Origin of the sequence: Pseudorhodoferax soli, from assembly GCF_003337555.1 — a bacterium.
Taxonomy (GTDB): domain Bacteria; phylum Pseudomonadota; class Gammaproteobacteria; order Burkholderiales; family Burkholderiaceae_C; genus Pseudorhodoferax; species Pseudorhodoferax soli.
In genome coordinates, this window is the sequence record NZ_QPJK01000018.1 from 47,574 (window position 1) to 63,794 (window position 16,221).

At 62.6% G+C, this 16,221-nt stretch carries 8 protein-coding genes and 1 pseudogene; 4 read left to right on the plus strand and 5 right to left on the minus strand.

Annotated features, from left to right (window positions below):
- Positions 1 to 145: 145 nt before the first annotated feature.
- Genes DES41_RS36710 through DES41_RS36725 form a run of 4 tightly spaced genes read right to left on the minus strand, consistent with a single transcriptional unit; the run spans position 146 to position 9,788 of the window.
- Positions 146 to 1,216 carry a DNA cytosine methyltransferase gene (locus DES41_RS36710; RefSeq protein WP_114472636.1) on the minus strand — a complete coding sequence of 357 codons (1,071 nt, stop codon included), beginning with the start codon at positions 1,214 to 1,216 and terminating at the stop codon, positions 146 to 148.
- A 45-nt stretch (positions 1,217 to 1,261) separates the two neighbouring features.
- Positions 1,262 to 1,840: a very short patch repair endonuclease gene (locus DES41_RS36715; protein ID WP_342769702.1), complete on the minus strand. Its 579-nt coding sequence runs from the start codon at positions 1,838 to 1,840 to the stop codon at positions 1,262 to 1,264.
- The gene (locus DES41_RS36720) at positions 1,758 to 7,577 is read right to left on the minus strand and encodes a DEAD/DEAH box helicase (protein WP_114472638.1); all 5,820 of its coding nucleotides are present in this window, start codon (positions 7,575 to 7,577) and stop codon (positions 1,758 to 1,760) included. The genes DES41_RS36715 and DES41_RS36720 overlap by 83 nt, the downstream gene beginning before the upstream one ends.
- Positions 7,578 to 7,586: 9 nt before the next feature.
- Positions 7,587 to 9,788, minus strand: coding sequence for a hypothetical protein (locus DES41_RS36725; protein WP_147283060.1), 2,202 nt, complete (start codon positions 9,786 to 9,788; stop codon positions 7,587 to 7,589).
- 1,309 nt (positions 9,789 to 11,097) lie between these two features.
- Between DES41_RS36725 and DES41_RS36730 the strand changes: the two genes are divergently transcribed.
- The 4 genes and pseudogenes from DES41_RS36730 to DES41_RS36745 form a co-directional block, all read left to right on the plus strand.
- Positions 11,098 to 12,771 (plus strand): Mu transposase C-terminal domain-containing protein, encoded by a 1,674-nt coding sequence (locus DES41_RS36730; protein WP_114472640.1) that lies wholly within the window; start codon positions 11,098 to 11,100, stop codon positions 12,769 to 12,771.
- 22 nt (positions 12,772 to 12,793) lie between these two features.
- Entirely contained in the window at positions 12,794 to 13,669 is an 876-nt protein-coding gene (locus tag DES41_RS36735) for a TniB family NTP-binding protein (RefSeq protein ID WP_114472644.1), read from the plus strand.
- Positions 13,666 to 14,691 (plus strand): TniQ family protein, encoded by a 1,026-nt coding sequence (locus DES41_RS39975; protein WP_170168409.1) that lies wholly within the window; start codon positions 13,666 to 13,668, stop codon positions 14,689 to 14,691. The genes DES41_RS36735 and DES41_RS39975 overlap by 4 nt, the downstream gene beginning before the upstream one ends.
- Positions 14,692 to 14,800: 109 nt before the next feature.
- Positions 14,801 to 15,601, plus strand: a pseudogene (locus DES41_RS36745) (IS110 family RNA-guided transposase); the annotation flags it as partial.
- Between the two features lie 38 nt (positions 15,602 to 15,639).
- Here DES41_RS36745 and DES41_RS36750 read toward each other — a convergent pair.
- Positions 15,640 to 16,221: response regulator (locus DES41_RS36750; protein ID WP_147283061.1), on the minus strand; the 582-nt coding region annotated here is incomplete at its 5' end.

Sequence of the window (16,221 nt, forward strand, 5' to 3'; positions counted from 1 at the left end):
GCATACGCCGAAAGTGACAGTGGCATGCGGCGCGTCGATAGTGGCTCCCTCGCCGGTGGGCACATGGCTCAAATCGGCGTCAGCGGCAATACCCCTGCGAGAACTTTCGGTCGAGAAAATGGTTGCGACATGCTTATGCGCGGGCTCAGTGCGTTCGCGTAGCTTGGCACGTATGGTCCTCCACATGCGCCATGAGACTTTCCCCAATCACTTGCCCGAGTCGCACGGGAACAGCATTTCCGATCAAGCGACCAACAGTGGTCATGTGGATTCGCTCACCGGCCTTCACGAACTGGTATCCCCGCGGAAATGTCTGCAGGATTGCGCCCTCGCGCAGAGAGAGCGCACGGTCCTGCTCGGGATGACCAAATCGACCGCTGCCGAAGCCGTAGAACTGAGTAGTGATAGTGGGAGACGGAAAATCCCAATCCATCCGTCCATACACGCCGGGAAAGCTCTGTCCTGTTTCGCTCTTGTGGCACGGCGCAAGCAGATCAGGATCCCAATCGCGCCAGCTTCCGCCAGGGCGAGCGGCCCTGATTCGGCGCTCGTTGAGTTCGGTGAGCCGACTCGTCCGGTGGATTGGATCGTGTTGAGAAGCTTCACCCGCACCAAGCGCCTGCATTCCCTGTATTGCCGACCGAACAGTGCGTCGCCGGTCACGCTTAGGGTCGCGATCACGCAACTTCAACTCGCCGAGTCGCGAGGCAAGCAAGACCAAACGGGCGCGGGCCTGCGGAATTCCGTACTCCTCGCACTTAACGATGCTGACACTCACTTGATAGTCGTTGTCGCGGAGCGTCTGGACGAACCCAGCGAAGACCGCATGCTTTCGCACCTGCGGAACGTTCTCCATGGTCACCAGTGTCGGCAGGCACTCCTCAACAATACGGCCGAAATGCTCCAGCATCGGCCACCGAGCGTCGGACTCGTCGGTCTTGTGAAGGCTGTAAGCAGAGAACGGCTGGCAGGGTGCGCACCCAGCCAAAAGTGAGATCGAATCCTTGTTCCTGCCGAAATGCGCGTCGATCTGGGCGCCGGTCAGCTCACCAACATCCGCGCGATGGAATTTCGCTCGACCGTTGTTCTTCTCATACGGCCATTCACAAGCTGCATCTATGTCGTAACCAGCGACGACACCAATACCAGCCTTGCGCAGCCCGTGGGTCAGCCCTCCCACGCCACAGAAAAGGTCCACTGCAGTAATAGAAGGCATGGCTCAGAGCAAAACGTCACTGCGTTCGATGTTATCCGATCGACCTCACGAAGAGCCTGCCGGCGCCCGCGCGAGCTCGCCCAGCCGCGCGACGATTGCGGCCACGGCGTCCTCGACTGGTTCATGCTCCCAGATCCGTAAAACCGACCACCCGGCCCCGGCAAGCCTCACGTCGGAATCTCGGTCCCGCGCCGTGTTGGCAGCGATCTTCTGCCTCCACCACTCCGCATTCGTCTTGGGCTGTGTGGCATGCCGCGGGCAACCGTGCCAGAAGCAGCCGTCGCAGAACACTGCAAGTTGATATCGAGTGAAAGCGATGTCGACCGTTCTCGTCGTACCCACAATGGCTCGGAAGTGGATACGAAATCGGAACCCCATCTTGTGGAGCGCAGATCTGATCGCGCGCTCGCGCGCGTTGTCGAAGCCACGTGTACGGGCCATTCGACGGCTAGTTGCCGCCGCGGTTTCGGTCCGAGCGAACGCTGTCATGATCCAATCAGAACGGGCGGCGTACGAACACGTGTTGGTCAACCGCTTCTGGTCATGCGTTGCGATCCACCGGCGCGCGGGCGAGCCGACCGCTCCTCGCGAGGTCGATGGCGCGCTGCGGCCTGCGCGATGCATGGAACGTGTCGATCAACCAAGTCGTTCCTTCGAACTCCGTGCCCAAACTCTCCAGCGCTGTGGCCTCCGACCACAGTGGGTGTACCAGAACATATCGTTCCCTGCTGCGTCTACGCACGACGGCGGGCAGCTGCAACGACCCTGCCGATTCCAATGTGAAGACGTCCGGACTGAGCGAAACGAGGTCCATGGCAATATCGCGAGCATCGGTGGGCCAGTCCTCCAGCTCCGCGGCGGTAGTCCAATTGCCGTCGCTGCCTGCGGCCCAAGCGGGGTCCACGAGGACACGCAAGGCGGCCAAGCCGAGCCGCCAGTCCAAGAGCCCGTGGTACTGACGGTTGCCATAGCGCAGCATGCATTCATAGCAGGCGGCTTTGCAATTGCGCCGATGATGAAGCGTGAGATACCCCTTGATCAGCGGATCAGTGGTGGGCGTCTCCACCATACTGCGTATCAGTCTCAGCACCTCCGGCTCAGCGCCCGCCCCCAGACGGCGACAGAATCCGGCACCGTTCGGTAGGAAGTCGCTGATCTGAAGCACCGGCTTGCCATTCCTCAAACGCGGCTCCAGAGGGTCGAACTCTGCAGGGTCGATATCCATTGCGAGTGCAGCGCGTTGCACCAGGAGTTGCGTCGCACTGACGAGCGCCGCACGAACGCCAGTGTCAGCCACGTCTCGTCCAATACGCCCCACATCCAGGCGAGCAGAAACCGAAGTTGGCGTCAGGAACAAGGCATCCGTCGTCTTGCGGGACATCAAGCGCACGACCTCGGCATCACCTTGGCCATCGATACGCTTCCAGGCCGCGAGCTTCTGGCAGGCCTCTGGAGTCAGCATCTGACCTGGAAGCCGCCAGTCCCGTCGGGGGGCGATCTGCACTCGATGCGACTCCACCGGGAAAAGTGTGAAAGGGCGGACGCTATCACCATCGCCGATACCATCGTTGAGCCTCAGTACGGTGGCCTTGTCCGAACTCCCCACCGATAGGTTGCTGCCTTCGATCTCGCGGATCGCGATGTCGTTGGCTTCGATCGTCACCACACGACGGAAAGCTACGAGGTCCTCGTTCTCATCCGCGGGTTCAGATCGAAATGTCGTCGTGAAAGCGCGAGGTGTCACATAGCGTTCGAACAGTTCCTTCGCAAGCGAGGTACGGCAGTCGCAGCAACTCACCGAAACCGTCGGCTCCTGGACGACGCTTGCAACGGCGCCGCAGGAGGGGCACGCAGCGATCCATCGTTCTTCGTCCATCCAAGCTTCCGCGATAGTCGCATCGCTCCCCCGTCGAAACGGGCTAGGAGACAATAGCACCGAAGACAGCCCGACCGACTCGAAGCGACGCTTGTCGCGTACCAGCGAACGTCCCGGTGCGAACTCGAAGATCGCAAGATCCTGCTCCCGGTCGACAGTGGAGAACTCGGCCGCAGCACGGCCCTCCTGCTTCGCACCCATGTACAACGGCTTGACTCGTGTCGGCATGCCGTACATGGGCAGGATCCCGTGTTCGGCCAAGAACTCTCCGAGCGGCTTAGGCGACGCAGCGCCTTCCTTTTCGAAGGACCAGATCAGGGCGACGAGATCATCGACCTGCAACCCACCGATCATTTCATTCGAAAGCGTTGGGTCGCGGTCCGCTAAAGCAGCTATGACCGCATCCCGCGTTGAGACCGTCTTGGATAGCGCAAATCCGAGCCGCGACTTCCAATCGCCATCGGTCGCGTAGACGGCCGAAGCCCCAGGGAACTCACCATGCGTGTCGTGGAGCAGATCCCCCGGATACGCTGCGCCATCCTCGGCACGCAGCAGGCCGAAGGCGCCGACCAACCAAGCCTTTCGTGCCACGCGAAGTGCAATGTCTCCGTGTCCGCGCGTCAGAAAGGGCGGCGGCGGCGGATCGCCGGTGATCGCCTCTGGGTTCCGAAAGTAGTGAAGGTCGTGGCTGCGACTTCGACAGAGCGTGGCAACGAAGGAGAATGCTTGGCCTCGCCGGCCGGCGCGGCCCACACGCTGCTGATAGTTGAACCGCTGCGGCGGCATGTTGGCCTGGTAGACGGCCTGCAATGGCCCGATGTCGATACCGACCTCCATGGTCGTCGTGACGGACAACAGGTCCGTCTCGATGGCGCGTCTTCTGAGCGAGATCTTCTCGGGGCGCCCTTCGTCCACAAAGATCCCCTTGAAAGCGCGCAGCCTATCGGCCGGCGACTCGGTCTGGCCGGTCAACTCCGCGCACGAGAGCCTGAATGCCGCGTCCTCGGTTTGGAAACCTCGGGCCAGTCGACGCGCAAGGAAATTTGCTCGCTGCAGCTCATCGACGGATCCACTCGGGACGGTGGGGAGCGGTTCTAGGCATCGCGTGCAGAATCCAGTTCCACGGTGCAGGTGCACTCGATCGCATGTGGCGCATCGATAGAACGGATCTCCCGGCTTCGATAGCTTGACATACAGACCGATCAATCGAATCACTCCACGGTCGTGGTCGTTTCGCGAAAGCTCCTCCAGTAGTCTGCGCATCACCGCGTTCGGGTCTTGTCCCACTGAAGAGGCCTCAGCAAACCTACGAATGCGTCTTGGCAGTTCCTCCGGTCTGTCGACATACGCCGGATCCGTCCATTTGTTCCCCTCGACGCTATAGCTATCGCCGAAGACTCGCAGATATGCATCGAGTCGGTCCGAATCGGGCGTCGCGTTGGCAGTGATGGAGGGGTAGCCAATGCCCGTCTCCTCTAACGCGAAATAGTTCTTCGAGAACAGCACCTCGTACGTCAACGGCCGTTGCTCTGCCACCATGGCGCTGCGTGCAAGACCAGGCTGGTCGTTCTGGTCGATCGAGATCCATTCAGGAGTTCCTGACCGCCCCTTCGGATCGACCCACTCGAACCATGGCCTGTCTTGGACCAGGTTGACGCCCGCCGGATCGATAGGATGAACGCCAAGCTCCACGTGTCGACGCATCAGTGGCCTCAGAATCGCATCGCGCGGCGCTTGAGGCTCGAGCAGGTCGGCGAGTGCAACACGCGAACCGTCGCCTCGCTGTCGAGCAAGCTCCGCCAGGTCGAACAGGCGACGGTACTCGGCCTTGTCCTTCCTATCGAAGGCTTCGTCGGCCTGCCGTTCCAGCTCTGCGGCATCCATGCATACATTCTCTTCGGCGAGCCTTCGAATCTCGGCGACGAGAAGCTGACGACGCATGTCCTGGTGGTGACGGCGCTCGATGTCGAGGGCCGCTCGGGCGGCATCCTGCCGACTGTCTGAGAAGACGATCGATTTCGTGGCGGTCCCACTCACGTGGAGAAGCGAGAAGACCTCAGTCGCAAGCAGCTGAGAGGCCTTGGCGAAACCTGTTCGGAAACTGCGGAGCGGCGAGAGAGCACCCATGCCCTTCTTTCTCGCAGAGTAGTCGCTCCCACACGAGGGGCACGCCCTTGGGAGCGCAGAACCCGCAGTGCTCGCTCTGAGCGACGTGCGAAACAGCGAGCCGGGAACTGTGAACTCCCCGCTCCCTGTTGGAAGTATCACGCTGTTGCGTGTGTCCAGAACTCGGTGGACCCATTCCTCAGTCGCAGGAACGTTCCTGGGTTCGGCGCGCGACGGCCAGAACATTGCGTACTCGTCGTGTGCCAACTTCTCGTAGAGCGTATCGCTCGAGCGCTCCGGCAACTGCTCGAGATCGGGAGACGTCGTAAGGAGCTCGGATCCCTTGGACGATTGGGCACTTCGACGACCGCCAATAAAGAGCTCCCCGCAACACTCGCAATAGATCATCTCGAACATGCGCCTGGAGCGCATGTCGTTGCCAACGGAATGAGTCTGACCCCGCTCGATGCTTGGCTCGTCGTATCGAACGACGGACCCTTCCATGCGTGGCGCACAGAAGAGGCCCTCCATGCTTCGGAAGAACGTGTGCACTCGAAAACTTGGGAGATGCGCAGGTAACTTTGCCGTGTAGAGGCCCTTTTCCCCGATGCGGTCGCCCAGACCCCGAAGAAGACAAAGGCCTTGAAGGGCAGCTTCCCGATCTGGGTCTTCCTCCCCAAAGATTGCCGACGCGACTGAACTGGCGGCCGTTGCTCTGGATGTGCCGCCTTGAGCAGGACCACATGCGTGCGCCAGGATTCGAGCAGTCTCGGCCACGAGATCGACTGCCACCTGAGGAATGGGCCGAGCCGCTACTTCGATGCCCAGCGCGCTGGCTGCGTCGATGATCAACCCGTCGAGCACATGCGGCGGTGCTTCGATCCGAGCAACGAAGCGATCGGCACCGGAAGCCAAAGTATCGACCAATGCAACGAACGGCTTCGTCGGCAACTGCGCGTGCGCTGTAGGCGGTTCGTGGACCGGCGTGCCCTTCACGACAGCCCCAAGCCACGTCTCGCGGCTGGCGTCGCCCATAAGGCCAGGAGCGGCAGAGGTGCCAAACGTTCCGAAGAAGTCCTGCAGGTACTGCGCCGTCTCATCCGCTTCGGCCCCTTCAGTCGGCAAGGAGGCGCTGGAGGCCAGCACGCGCAGCTTGTGCCGCATCTCCGGAAGGTGAAGATCGAGCCTGGCGATGAGCGTTCTGAGCAGGCCGACGACCTCCGCACCCGACGAGCCGCGGATCAGGTGCAGTTCGTCCAGGATCAGGAAGAAGTAGGCCTCTGGCGACGATCTCAACCACTTGCGCGTGGCATCCCAGATCGGGGCCTCGACGTCGCGCACGAGCATGGTCGCCAACATCGACGTGTTCGTGACGAGAATGTCCGGAGGCGACATCTGCATATCCCACCTTGAGACAAGCTCACCCCCGTCCAAGGAGGGGAACATGTACCGGGTCGGCTCGGGAGGCTCCACACCACTTTGCCGTGCTTCAGCGGCTCCACGCGCGTCGTACCGGCGAGCGGTATCCTGGTCGTCGTCGAGATCCTTCATTGCCGTTGCGAGCTTTTCGATCCGTGTCGCACGCCTGCGCACCTCGTCGGGATCCCCCGCGAGACGCGGATGGTCGAGATGTCCGGTGACCGGCGCCTGCCCGGTGTATCGCCCGAAGAACACCCTGTTCCCGCGGAAGCGATCGTCCATCACGGCGTGCGCTTCGGGCGAATCGAACGTCTTCCTGAGGCGTCCCATCTGATCCTCCACCAATGCATTCATCGGGTAGAGCAACAACGCCCTCACTGCCATCGGCCGCTTCGGATGCTCGAAATCTCGACGTGGAAGGAATGTTCCTCCCCGAGTGAACCATCGGGTCGGAGAAGCCGGCCGGAGCGGCTCCGGCCAATGGACTGCCTCCTTGGACAACGCCGCGAGCAGCGGCAGCATGAACGATTCGGTCTTTCCGGAGCCAGTGCCGGAGGTGACGATGCCCGGACTGCCGAACAGAACACCCTTGGCGAGCATGTCCATCTGATGCCGGTACGGCTTGAAGAATCGAGCCCGCCTCAGCTCACCCGATTTCGTTGCCTTGCCCGGAAAAAGTCCAGACAGGGCAAGTTCGATGAAAGCCCGGCGCTCATCGTGGGAGAACGCCTCCAACGGGTTCCCGCTTCCCTTGAGCTTGAGAAGATCCTCCAGAGCATGCTCGGATTCCATGTAGCGAGCGACGGGCTCCAGGAACAGTTCCGTGGTCAATGCCCCAGGGCTACGAAGCAGACGCCTGCGAGCCTCCGCCAGATCCGGGTCGGCGATCCTGAACGCGGTGTCAAGGTAGCTCAGCCAGAATTCGCGAACTCGCTCAAGGGATCCTATCGGGTCGATCATCAGTCTCGATCAGCGTTGTAAGTGGAGGGCCTTCAGCTCGGCATGCGCACCGCGAAGGGGTTCATCGAGGTCATCAAGCCGACCTGTCGTGAGGAACGTTGCCCAGGACAGCGCGACATCTGACGCCTGCGATCCTTCGAGCGCGGCCCTGAGGCGGAGGGCTCGAGCCACCGTAACTGGTGCGTGCTCATCGCGGCGAAGCTGTGTAGGCGGACTTTTGGGTTTGAGAGCGCGCGACGCCAGATCGGCCGTCAGCGTGGTCGGAATTCCCGCCTCGGCGCCCAACGCGTAGTCGCACCGGTACCCGTCCGGTTCGAACCGAGCCTTGATGGCGATGAGGTCACGCCGGAGCGCAAACGCATCGGGGAACTCATCGTCGTCCGAGTCACGACCGACCATCGTCGACACCACCAGGAGATTCGATGGTCGAGAGGAAGAATTCAGGACTGCCCGCAGTGAGCCGATCCAGAGCCTGAACGGCGCCGAATCAAGGTTCCGAAGGCACAGGAGCACCGTGCTTTCAGGCTCCAGTACCGCACGGTTCCACGCCATGGCGAACGCAGTCGGGCGATGACTTCCAGGTACTCGCCAGAGATCATCCAAGCCGATCGCACTCGGATCCAAGACCTGATTGCGCACCCTCCCGCCCGCCACTGCACGCGCGAGCGCGCCAAGCGCCAACTCCGAAGCGACTCCAACGAGGAGGACGAGCTCACCAGCTCGAAGTGCACCATCGAGCAGCTGAACATCCGCTGTCTGCACGCCAAAGAAGCGTGCTTCGTGGTCGAGCCTGCTGGGGAGCTCTGCCAACCCGATCTCCAACGGGGCATCACCGGTCGGCGACCACCACGGGGCGCTGTGCATGGGCGTTGCGGAAGAACCCAGTAGTCCCTTGAGGCGAAGACCCAGCTGGGCAGCACGCTCGTCGCCGACCAGGTTGGCTGCTTCGGTCGAATCGAGAAGCTGCGCTGCGAGCCCCTCGAGCTCAAGCTTGAAGCTGCGAACTCGTTGTTCGGCCACCGATTCCTCGCTGGCGGCCGTCATGGCTCTGGCCTCCGCGGCCGCTCTGTTCCTGTCGGACGCAGCGAGCTCCTCAGCCGATCGACTGAGAGCGCGCTGACGAACCGCAAGTTCGTCGCCCGCACTCTTCACTTTCCTGTCAGCCTCGTCCGCGGCTTCTCGCGCTCTGATTCCCTCTGTTTCGAGCCTCAGTTTCTCGGAAAGAAGCGTCTGAATCTCGTCGTCCAGGCCGCGCACCTCTTCCCGTCGCTGCCGCAGTGACTCTTCGAGCGTCGCACGCGCTTGCCTCTCGATGTCCGCCAACATCGTTTGCGCCCTGCTCGCCACCACGCGTTCGAGCAGCGACTTGCCAGCTTCCGATTTGATCAGCAGCTCGCCCAGCTCCTGCACGGCATCCAACGACTCGACCGCCGCGGGCCAACCTTCGCGCAGTCGTCTGATCGACACGTCACTGATACGCGCTTCCTCACCAACGACGCGCGCGTCGGTCAACGACTTGAGGAGGCGCTTCGCGGGATCTTCCACACCCTTCGAGCTGAGACCGAAGTAGGAGTCGACGGCTGCCCTGTAGCGTTCCAGAATCCTTGCGAGGAACTCACGATCAGGCGTCCAATCGATCAGTTCCCCGGTCGACCCCGTGCCCGCTTCGATGGGAAGGTAGGCGAAGTCATCCGAGTGTTGATATGGATTCCAGGAAGCATCGATCGTTGGCAGCTCGACGACGCCATCCGCGGGTAGTCTGGCCACCCAAGTCGTGCCGGACTTCTCGAACTTGAAGCGCCCGTACCGCCCTTCGGACAACAATACAAATGCCTGACGAGGCTGGTGGTCGGGAAGCCGGACACCATCCCTCAGGATTCTTTTTCGAGCCTCCGCGGTAGTTAGATGCCGAAGATCCAGAACAGGGATCGCTCGCGTTGGCACAGCGGCTGATGGTCGCTTGTCCGAGTCACCCAAAGCCTCGCGGGGGAAGAACCAGAAGCTCCCGATGCTCCCATGTCCGTTCAGCTCTCCCCGGGCAACTTGAACACCACTGCTGCGAGTGAACCGCTTCCTTCGATCGTCCAAGCGAACCCAAGCGCCATCCTGCAGCATCGCCAGAGGGTCGAAACGCGCAAAGAATTGGTTGACCTCGGCAAGCTTGCCGAAGAAGCTGTCAAGGGCTGTTGACGGCTGAGGTAACTCGTTCATGAGGCAAATGTTCGCATGGTGCGATCCGCTCGGTGACGCGCCATCCCGATCGATCTTGAGCTGAGCGGATCATTGAACCTGGTCGGTGCGGCCTCGCTTCGAACGATGTGGCGTCCGAGGCAGGCTCGTACTGCGTTGAGCCCAAGGGCACAGGAAGGGTACGCGTATCCCCAACTCGTGCCACATGGGATGACGCCTGGCGATCTCAATGTAAGGGCGTGCAATGTGCAAGCCAGGTGCAGCGGCAGGTGTCCGCTAGCGGACAACCTCGTGAGCAACGCGCCGCGCTCCAGAAACATCGCCCTGCGCGCCCTCCGAAATGCCTCGCATAGGGCAACCGACCGCGAAGGAGATACGAACCGAACTGGCGAACCTCCATCGACGCTGTAGAGGTCTTCCCTGTCCGCCTCGACGCGGCGCCACCAGCGCACATCGACCTCCTCCGCTGCAGCCTTCAATCCGAGGTCACGGAACTCCCCTGCTGACCAGCTCCACTCCTTATGGAGACGGTGCTTGTCGATTCCGGCCGGGGCTACCGACCACGATGCAGGTCCCCGCAATCGAGCCGCGCTTCGAAGAGTCCCGATGGGCCAGGCCAGCTCTTCGGAAAGCCTTTGCAATGGAACGCCCATTGCCACGGACGTCAGTGGAGAGAGCGATCCCACGCCTTGCAGGGATTTGACAGTCCCGCCCATCGAGAGCACTGTCGCCTGGAACCGGGCGCGAACGCCCCAGCTTGCCGACCCGCACAACAGTACCGCCTCCGACCCGTCCGCCCTGATCGCGCTGAGGCTCGGCCTGACGAGGCACCAAAGGCTTGCCCGCCATCGAATGGCAGCCTTCGCTTGCAACCATCCGGATTCTTGGAGTGTTCGAAGGATTTCCCAAGGCGACGGTCCGGGGATCAGCTCTCGAATCAAGCCGATGAGATCTCGTTCTGCCCATCCCGACGCGCCCCTCGCGTAGATAACTTCGAGAAGGTCGTCGAAGAGCGACTCTCGGTTCGGATCGCTCCATCGCTCGAAGGGGGCAGAATCCGCGACCTCGATTTCGGCTTCGATCCACGCCTCGTCATTGGTTTCGACCTTGTTGTCGAAGAACGAATAATCTGCAAACTTGATCGAATGATCGGCTAATCGCTTCTGCAGCGCCTACCCAAGCGCTACGCGGCTTGCCAGCCAGGTCGGTGCTTCAGTCCGATGGTTGCGCTTTGGCAACGATTGCCGGACCTTGCACGAAAAATCCGCCAGTGCGTTGCGATTTGGACGCATAAACTGCAAGCGTGTTGCACTCCCTTTGAACGGCTGCAATGACCTCCAAGTCGCCCCCAAAGTCTGTTTCAGTGCGCGGCCGCACGCCTGGTGTACTTGAGGGCGTCGCGAGCAAGCGCTGGCGGCAACTTGAGCGGATTGCGCAGGCCTTACGTGCCCTAGGCGACACCCCATTGACCCAAGCCCGGGCCGAACGCTTGGCCGAACGCTTCGGCGTTCATTGGGCAACCATCTATCGCTACCGTGCGCGCCTCGGTGAGATTGACGAGGCCAGCGCCATTGCAGGTCGCACGCGTGGATGGAAGCCGCTGGCATCGCGCCTCTCGGTCAAGCAGGAGCAAGGCATCGAGGAGGCCATCAACGTGCTGCGGAAGAGGGCTGGGCCAACACGCGTCGTCGACCTGGTCGAGGAAGTCGCCGCGCGTTGTCGGCTGCTCCGGGTCCCCTGCCCTTCTCGCCCGGCCATTGACCGGCGCCTTAAGCGCTACAGCGGCATCAAGGTTCATCGACGTGGAGTGGCGACGCCGGGAAACGCTGACCCCAAGATCTCGCCGGGCTCGTTCATCGTTCAGCGGCCACTGGACGTCGTGCAGATCGACCACACGCCGATGGACATCGTCGTGGTCGACGACCTCTATCGCCAGCCCCTGGGCAAGCCATACCTGACGCTGGCCACCGACGTGGCCACGCGCTGCATCCTCGGCTTCGTGATCTCGTTCGTGCCGCCCGGCGCCGGCACGGTGTCACTCTGCATGACGCTCATCGTCTCACCCAAGGCGGCTTGGCTGCAGCAGCTTGGCGTCGTTGGCGATTGGCCAATGGCGGGACTGCCCAAGACGCTGCACCTCGACGGCGCGGCCGAGTTCAAGAGCAAGGCCTTGAAGCGCGGCTGCGGCCAGTACGGCATCGAGCTTGTCTATCGCGAGCGACCCCACCATGGTGGTCACATCGAGAGGCTGATCGGCACGAAGATGAGCAAGCTCAAGAGCTTGCCTGGTGCCACCGGCGGCTCTCCCAAGGCTCGCCGCTCCTACGACCCCGACAAGCACGCCGCACTGACACTGGGCGAACTGGAGGCCTGGTTTGCACAGCAGATCGTGGGCCGCTACCACCACGATCCGCACCGCGGTCTCAAGGGCGGTACGCCCGCTGGCGCTTGGGCATTACATCCAGCATCGGGTTTACCACCCGGGCCGCTAAAGCGCTTCCGGATTGCCTTCCTTCCTGCCATCAGCCGTACGTTGCGCCGAGACGGCATCGTGTTCGAACACCTGCGCTACTGGCACCCGATCTTCTCGCAGTGGTTGGCTCGTCGCGAGCGTCTGACCCTGCACTTCGACCCGCGCAATCTGTCCAAGCTGTACGTGCCCCATGAAGATGACTACTTGGAGGTGCCATTCGCGGACCTGCGCTTGCCTCCCGTGAGTCTGTGGGAAGTGCAAGCCGCGACGCGCCATCTGCGCCTGGCCGGACAAAAGTCCATCAACCCGGCGCTGCTCGTCGAAGCCATCGAAAAGCAGCGTGGGATCGTGCGGGCCGCGCAGGCCAAGACCCGCAAGATGCGCCGCAAGCAGCAGGTTGCCCATCGGCCAGCCACCGTCGGCATCGACCCACTCAATGAAGCTGCCGCGCCAACGCCGAAGTCCGAGATCGACTGGAGCAAGCCAGCCGTGCCGTTTGAGGGAGAAGTTTGGCACAGCCGCCGCCGCTGACCTAGAACTTGGGAGGATCGCCATGCCGGTTCATGCACACCTCTGCGCTGAGGCTCGCGTCATCGCGGACCTCGGCGATGCCCAGCGAATTGCCCATCTGGCCGAGGATCACTGGATCGACTACCCACGAGCGCGGCAAGCCCTGCAAGAGCTAGAACGCATGTTGGACTGCCCTGAACGCACCCGCATGCCAGGACTCTTGCTGCACGGCGAGTCCAACATCGGCAAATCGATGGTCATACGGAAGTTTCTGCGCGCCCACCCGCCGCGTGAGTTCAACACGGACACAGGTCTTCTGCAGGTAGATGTTCTGGCCGTCGAGATGCCTTCAGCACCGCAGGAGCGACGCCTTTATGGGCAGTTGCTCATGGCCTTGAATGCGCCCTATCGTCCTGGAGACCGTCTGGCTGCCGTGGAGTTCACCGCGCTGACAATCTTGCGCAAGGTGGCGCCGCGCATGATCATCGTGGACGAGGTGCACAACCTTCTGGCCGGTACAGCGCACGAGCAGCGTGCGTCGCTGAACCTGCTCAAGTTCCTGTCTAACCAGCTCAAGTGCGCGATCGTTGCGCTCGGCACCCGAGACGCGCTGGCCGCTATGCAAACCGACGCCCAGATCGCCAGCCGCTTCCCGAGCTTCGAGCTTCCGCGGTGGCAGGAGAACGAAGACTTCCGAGGCTTCCTGGCTGGGTTCGAGCGGCAACTGCCACTGCGACAGGCATCCCGAATCTCTGGGAGCCGCGCCATGGTCAGCGCGATCATGAGCGCCACCAGCGGGATCACGGGGCACATCAGCGAGCTGTTGTGCCGCGCGGCGGAGGCGGCGATTCGTTCAAAGAAGGAATGCATCACACCGGAACTCCTGCAGTCTGTGATCGGTGCACGCTCGTTCGCATGAGAACCGCTGCGACGCGACATGCCGGCCTGCCCTTCGTTCCCCAGCCGAGACCGGATGAGCTTCTGGGCTCGTGGCTTCTTCGCATCGCGCAGCTCTACGGCCTGAGCCTGACAACGCTTCTGGTCCGGCTGGGTACCCTGCAAACTGGCACTGCTCAACTTCCTCATTGGTTTTCCATCGACGCCAGCACTGTCAACATGGACGCCTTGTCCGCGGCAACGCACTTGCCGCGATCCGATCTGGAGACGATGACTCCTGCAGCTTGCAGGCCCCACTGGCCTGAAGAACTCGGTGCTTGCGAGAGATGTCTGACGGAAGCAACGCACTCCGGCGAGTCACTCGTGTGGAATCGGAACTGGATGAGCCCCTGGGCCACCGTCTGCAACATCCATGGCACGTTGCTGACTCCAGTGGCCACGCGTCGGCTGATTCGTGTGCGATGTACAGAGACTCTCGGCGCTGCAATTCAGTCGGCGGCCACGGCTCCAAAATTGCTCGATGAGGAGCCCATCTGTGCGAGCGACGCCTTGTGGTTGCAGGCTCTATGCATGGCCAGAACAGCCGTGCGTTTGCCGTGGGGGAGAACCCGGCCGAGCGATTTGGCTCGTGTCGTGAACGCTGTGGCCCATGAGGTGATCTCCCAGCCAACCTTCGACGGGAGCGCTTGCGCGCCTACGGCCAACTCCCGAACACTGGCAGTCAAGGACTTCGCGCTCGAGTCCACGGCTGATCAGCGAGCGGTGGCGTCGCTGCCAACCCACCTACGGCAACGCCAATGGGTCCTGGCCAGGGTCGCTCACGTCTTGCGATGGGCACTTGAGGCGAGGACGTTTCCCGCCTCTTGGTCATCGGCTTCAGTCAAGCGCATGGCATCGACGAGCGGATGGCCGCAGGGGGCCCTCGCCTGGGTATGCCCCGATGCAGCCGACTTGGTCCTTCAACAAGGCGAGCTGAGAAGGAAGCACAGCATCTCACCCAGCTACTTCAAGGCCTATTCGGCCCTGCTTGCTTCGATCCAGTGAACCGATCCGTAGGGGGCGGCTTTGCTGCCGCTGACCAGGATCACTAGCGATTATTCGTTCAAGCTAGCCGGTCATTCGTGCAAATTTGCAGTTATTTCGTTCTTCGACACTGGAGGCCACCGGCGGCTACGAGTTCGAGGCAGCGTGTGCGCTGCAGGCCGCAGGCCTTGCAGTGGCCGTGGTGAACCCTCGCACGGCCCGCGACTTTGCTCGCGCCATGGGTGCTCTGGCCAAGACCGACGCGCTGGACGCGCGCATGCTGGCAGCCTTCGCCCGCGTGCTGCACCAACACCCCGAGCGCGAACGCTTTGTCAAGCCTCTGGCCGATGCCGAGCTGCAGCAACTGCAGGCCCTGGTGCTGCGCCGTCGCCAGCTGGTGCAGATGCTGACCGCCGAGCGACAGCGCCTGCGTCTGGCCCATGCAGCCGCTCGCCCGAGCATCGGGCGGGTCATCGAGTTCCTCAAGCAGGAGCTTGGCGACAGCGAGGCCGAGGTGGCCACGCATGTGCAATGGCACCACGCGCAGCTGGCCCAGGCGCTGGCCAGTGTGCCGGGCATCGGAGCGGCCAGCGTGGCTGTGCTGCTGGCCGAATTGCCAGAACTGGGCAAACTCGACCGGCGCCGCATTGCTGCGCTGGTGGGCGTAGCTCCCCTGAACCGAGACTCCGGCCAGATGCGCGGACAGCGCTCCATTTGGGGCGGGCGGGCAGATGTGCGGCGCACGCTTTACATGGCCACCCTTGTGGCCGTGCGCCACAACCCGGCCCTCAAGGCCTGCTACGAACGCCTGCTGGCAGCGGGCAAGCGCAAGAAGGTCGCCTTGGTCGCCTGCATGCGCAAGCTACTGACCATGCTCAACGCCATCGCAAAGCATGGCTCTACCTGGCAGCCAGCGATGCATACCGCTTGACTGCCAAGACGGTTGCTCAGTCCTGCCTTCCCTGAGCCCTAAGCGACCAGCCGTTGAATCTCTTTGAGCAGCACTTGTGGTGCGAATGGCTTGGCCACGTGCATGTCGAAGCCCGCGTCCAGCGCCATGGCGCGGTCGTCTGGCCGGCCGAACGCGGTCAGCGCAATGGCCGGCAGCCGCGGCAGCCCCTGCTGGACCTCCAGAGTCCGCCATTGACGGATCAGCGCGTACCCGTCCTTGCCAGGCAGGCCGATGTCACTCAGCAGCAGGTCGGGTCGGCGCGCTTGCAGCGCCGCCAGGCCGCTGTCGTGGTCGCCGGCGATGCGCACCTGGGCGCCGCGGTCCTCCAGGATGTGGCCCAGCATCTCGGCTGCATCGCGGTCGTCCTCCACCACCAGCACCCGGCGGCCGCTGAGGCCGGCCAGTGCTGCATCGTCGAATGCACCGAACTGCGAATCCAATGTGGGGCTTCCGTCGGCCATGGTCGGCTGCAGCGGCAGCCAGACGCGCGCCGTGGTGCCGGCGTCCAGGCCCGGGCTGCTCAGTTCCACACCACCGCCGTGCAGCTCGGCCAGGTGCTTGACGATGGACAGGCCCAGCCCCAGGCCGCCGCTGGCGCG

Bases quoted from the DNA above. Each gene is read 5' to 3' on its own strand.
- DES41_RS36710 (WP_114472636.1), bottom strand. From the start codon at position 1,216: ATGCCTTCTATTACTGCAGTGGACCTTTTCTGTGGCGTGGGAGGGCTG.
- DES41_RS36715 (WP_342769702.1), bottom strand. From the start codon at position 1,840: ATGCATCGCGCAGGCCGCAGCGCGCCATCGACCTCGCGAGGAGCGGTC.
- DES41_RS36735 (WP_114472644.1), top strand. From the start codon at position 12,794: ATGCCGGTTCATGCACACCTCTGCGCTGAGGCTCGCGTCATCGCGGAC.
- DES41_RS36720 (WP_114472638.1), bottom strand. From the start codon at position 7,577: ATGATCGACCCGATAGGATCCCTTGAGCGAGTTCGCGAATTCTGGCTG.
- DES41_RS36725 (WP_147283060.1), bottom strand. From the start codon at position 9,788: ATGAACGAGTTACCTCAGCCGTCAACAGCCCTTGACAGCTTCTTCGGC.
- DES41_RS36730 (WP_114472640.1), top strand. From the start codon at position 11,098: ATGACCTCCAAGTCGCCCCCAAAGTCTGTTTCAGTGCGCGGCCGCACG.
- DES41_RS39975 (WP_170168409.1), top strand. From the start codon at position 13,666: ATGAGAACCGCTGCGACGCGACATGCCGGCCTGCCCTTCGTTCCCCAG.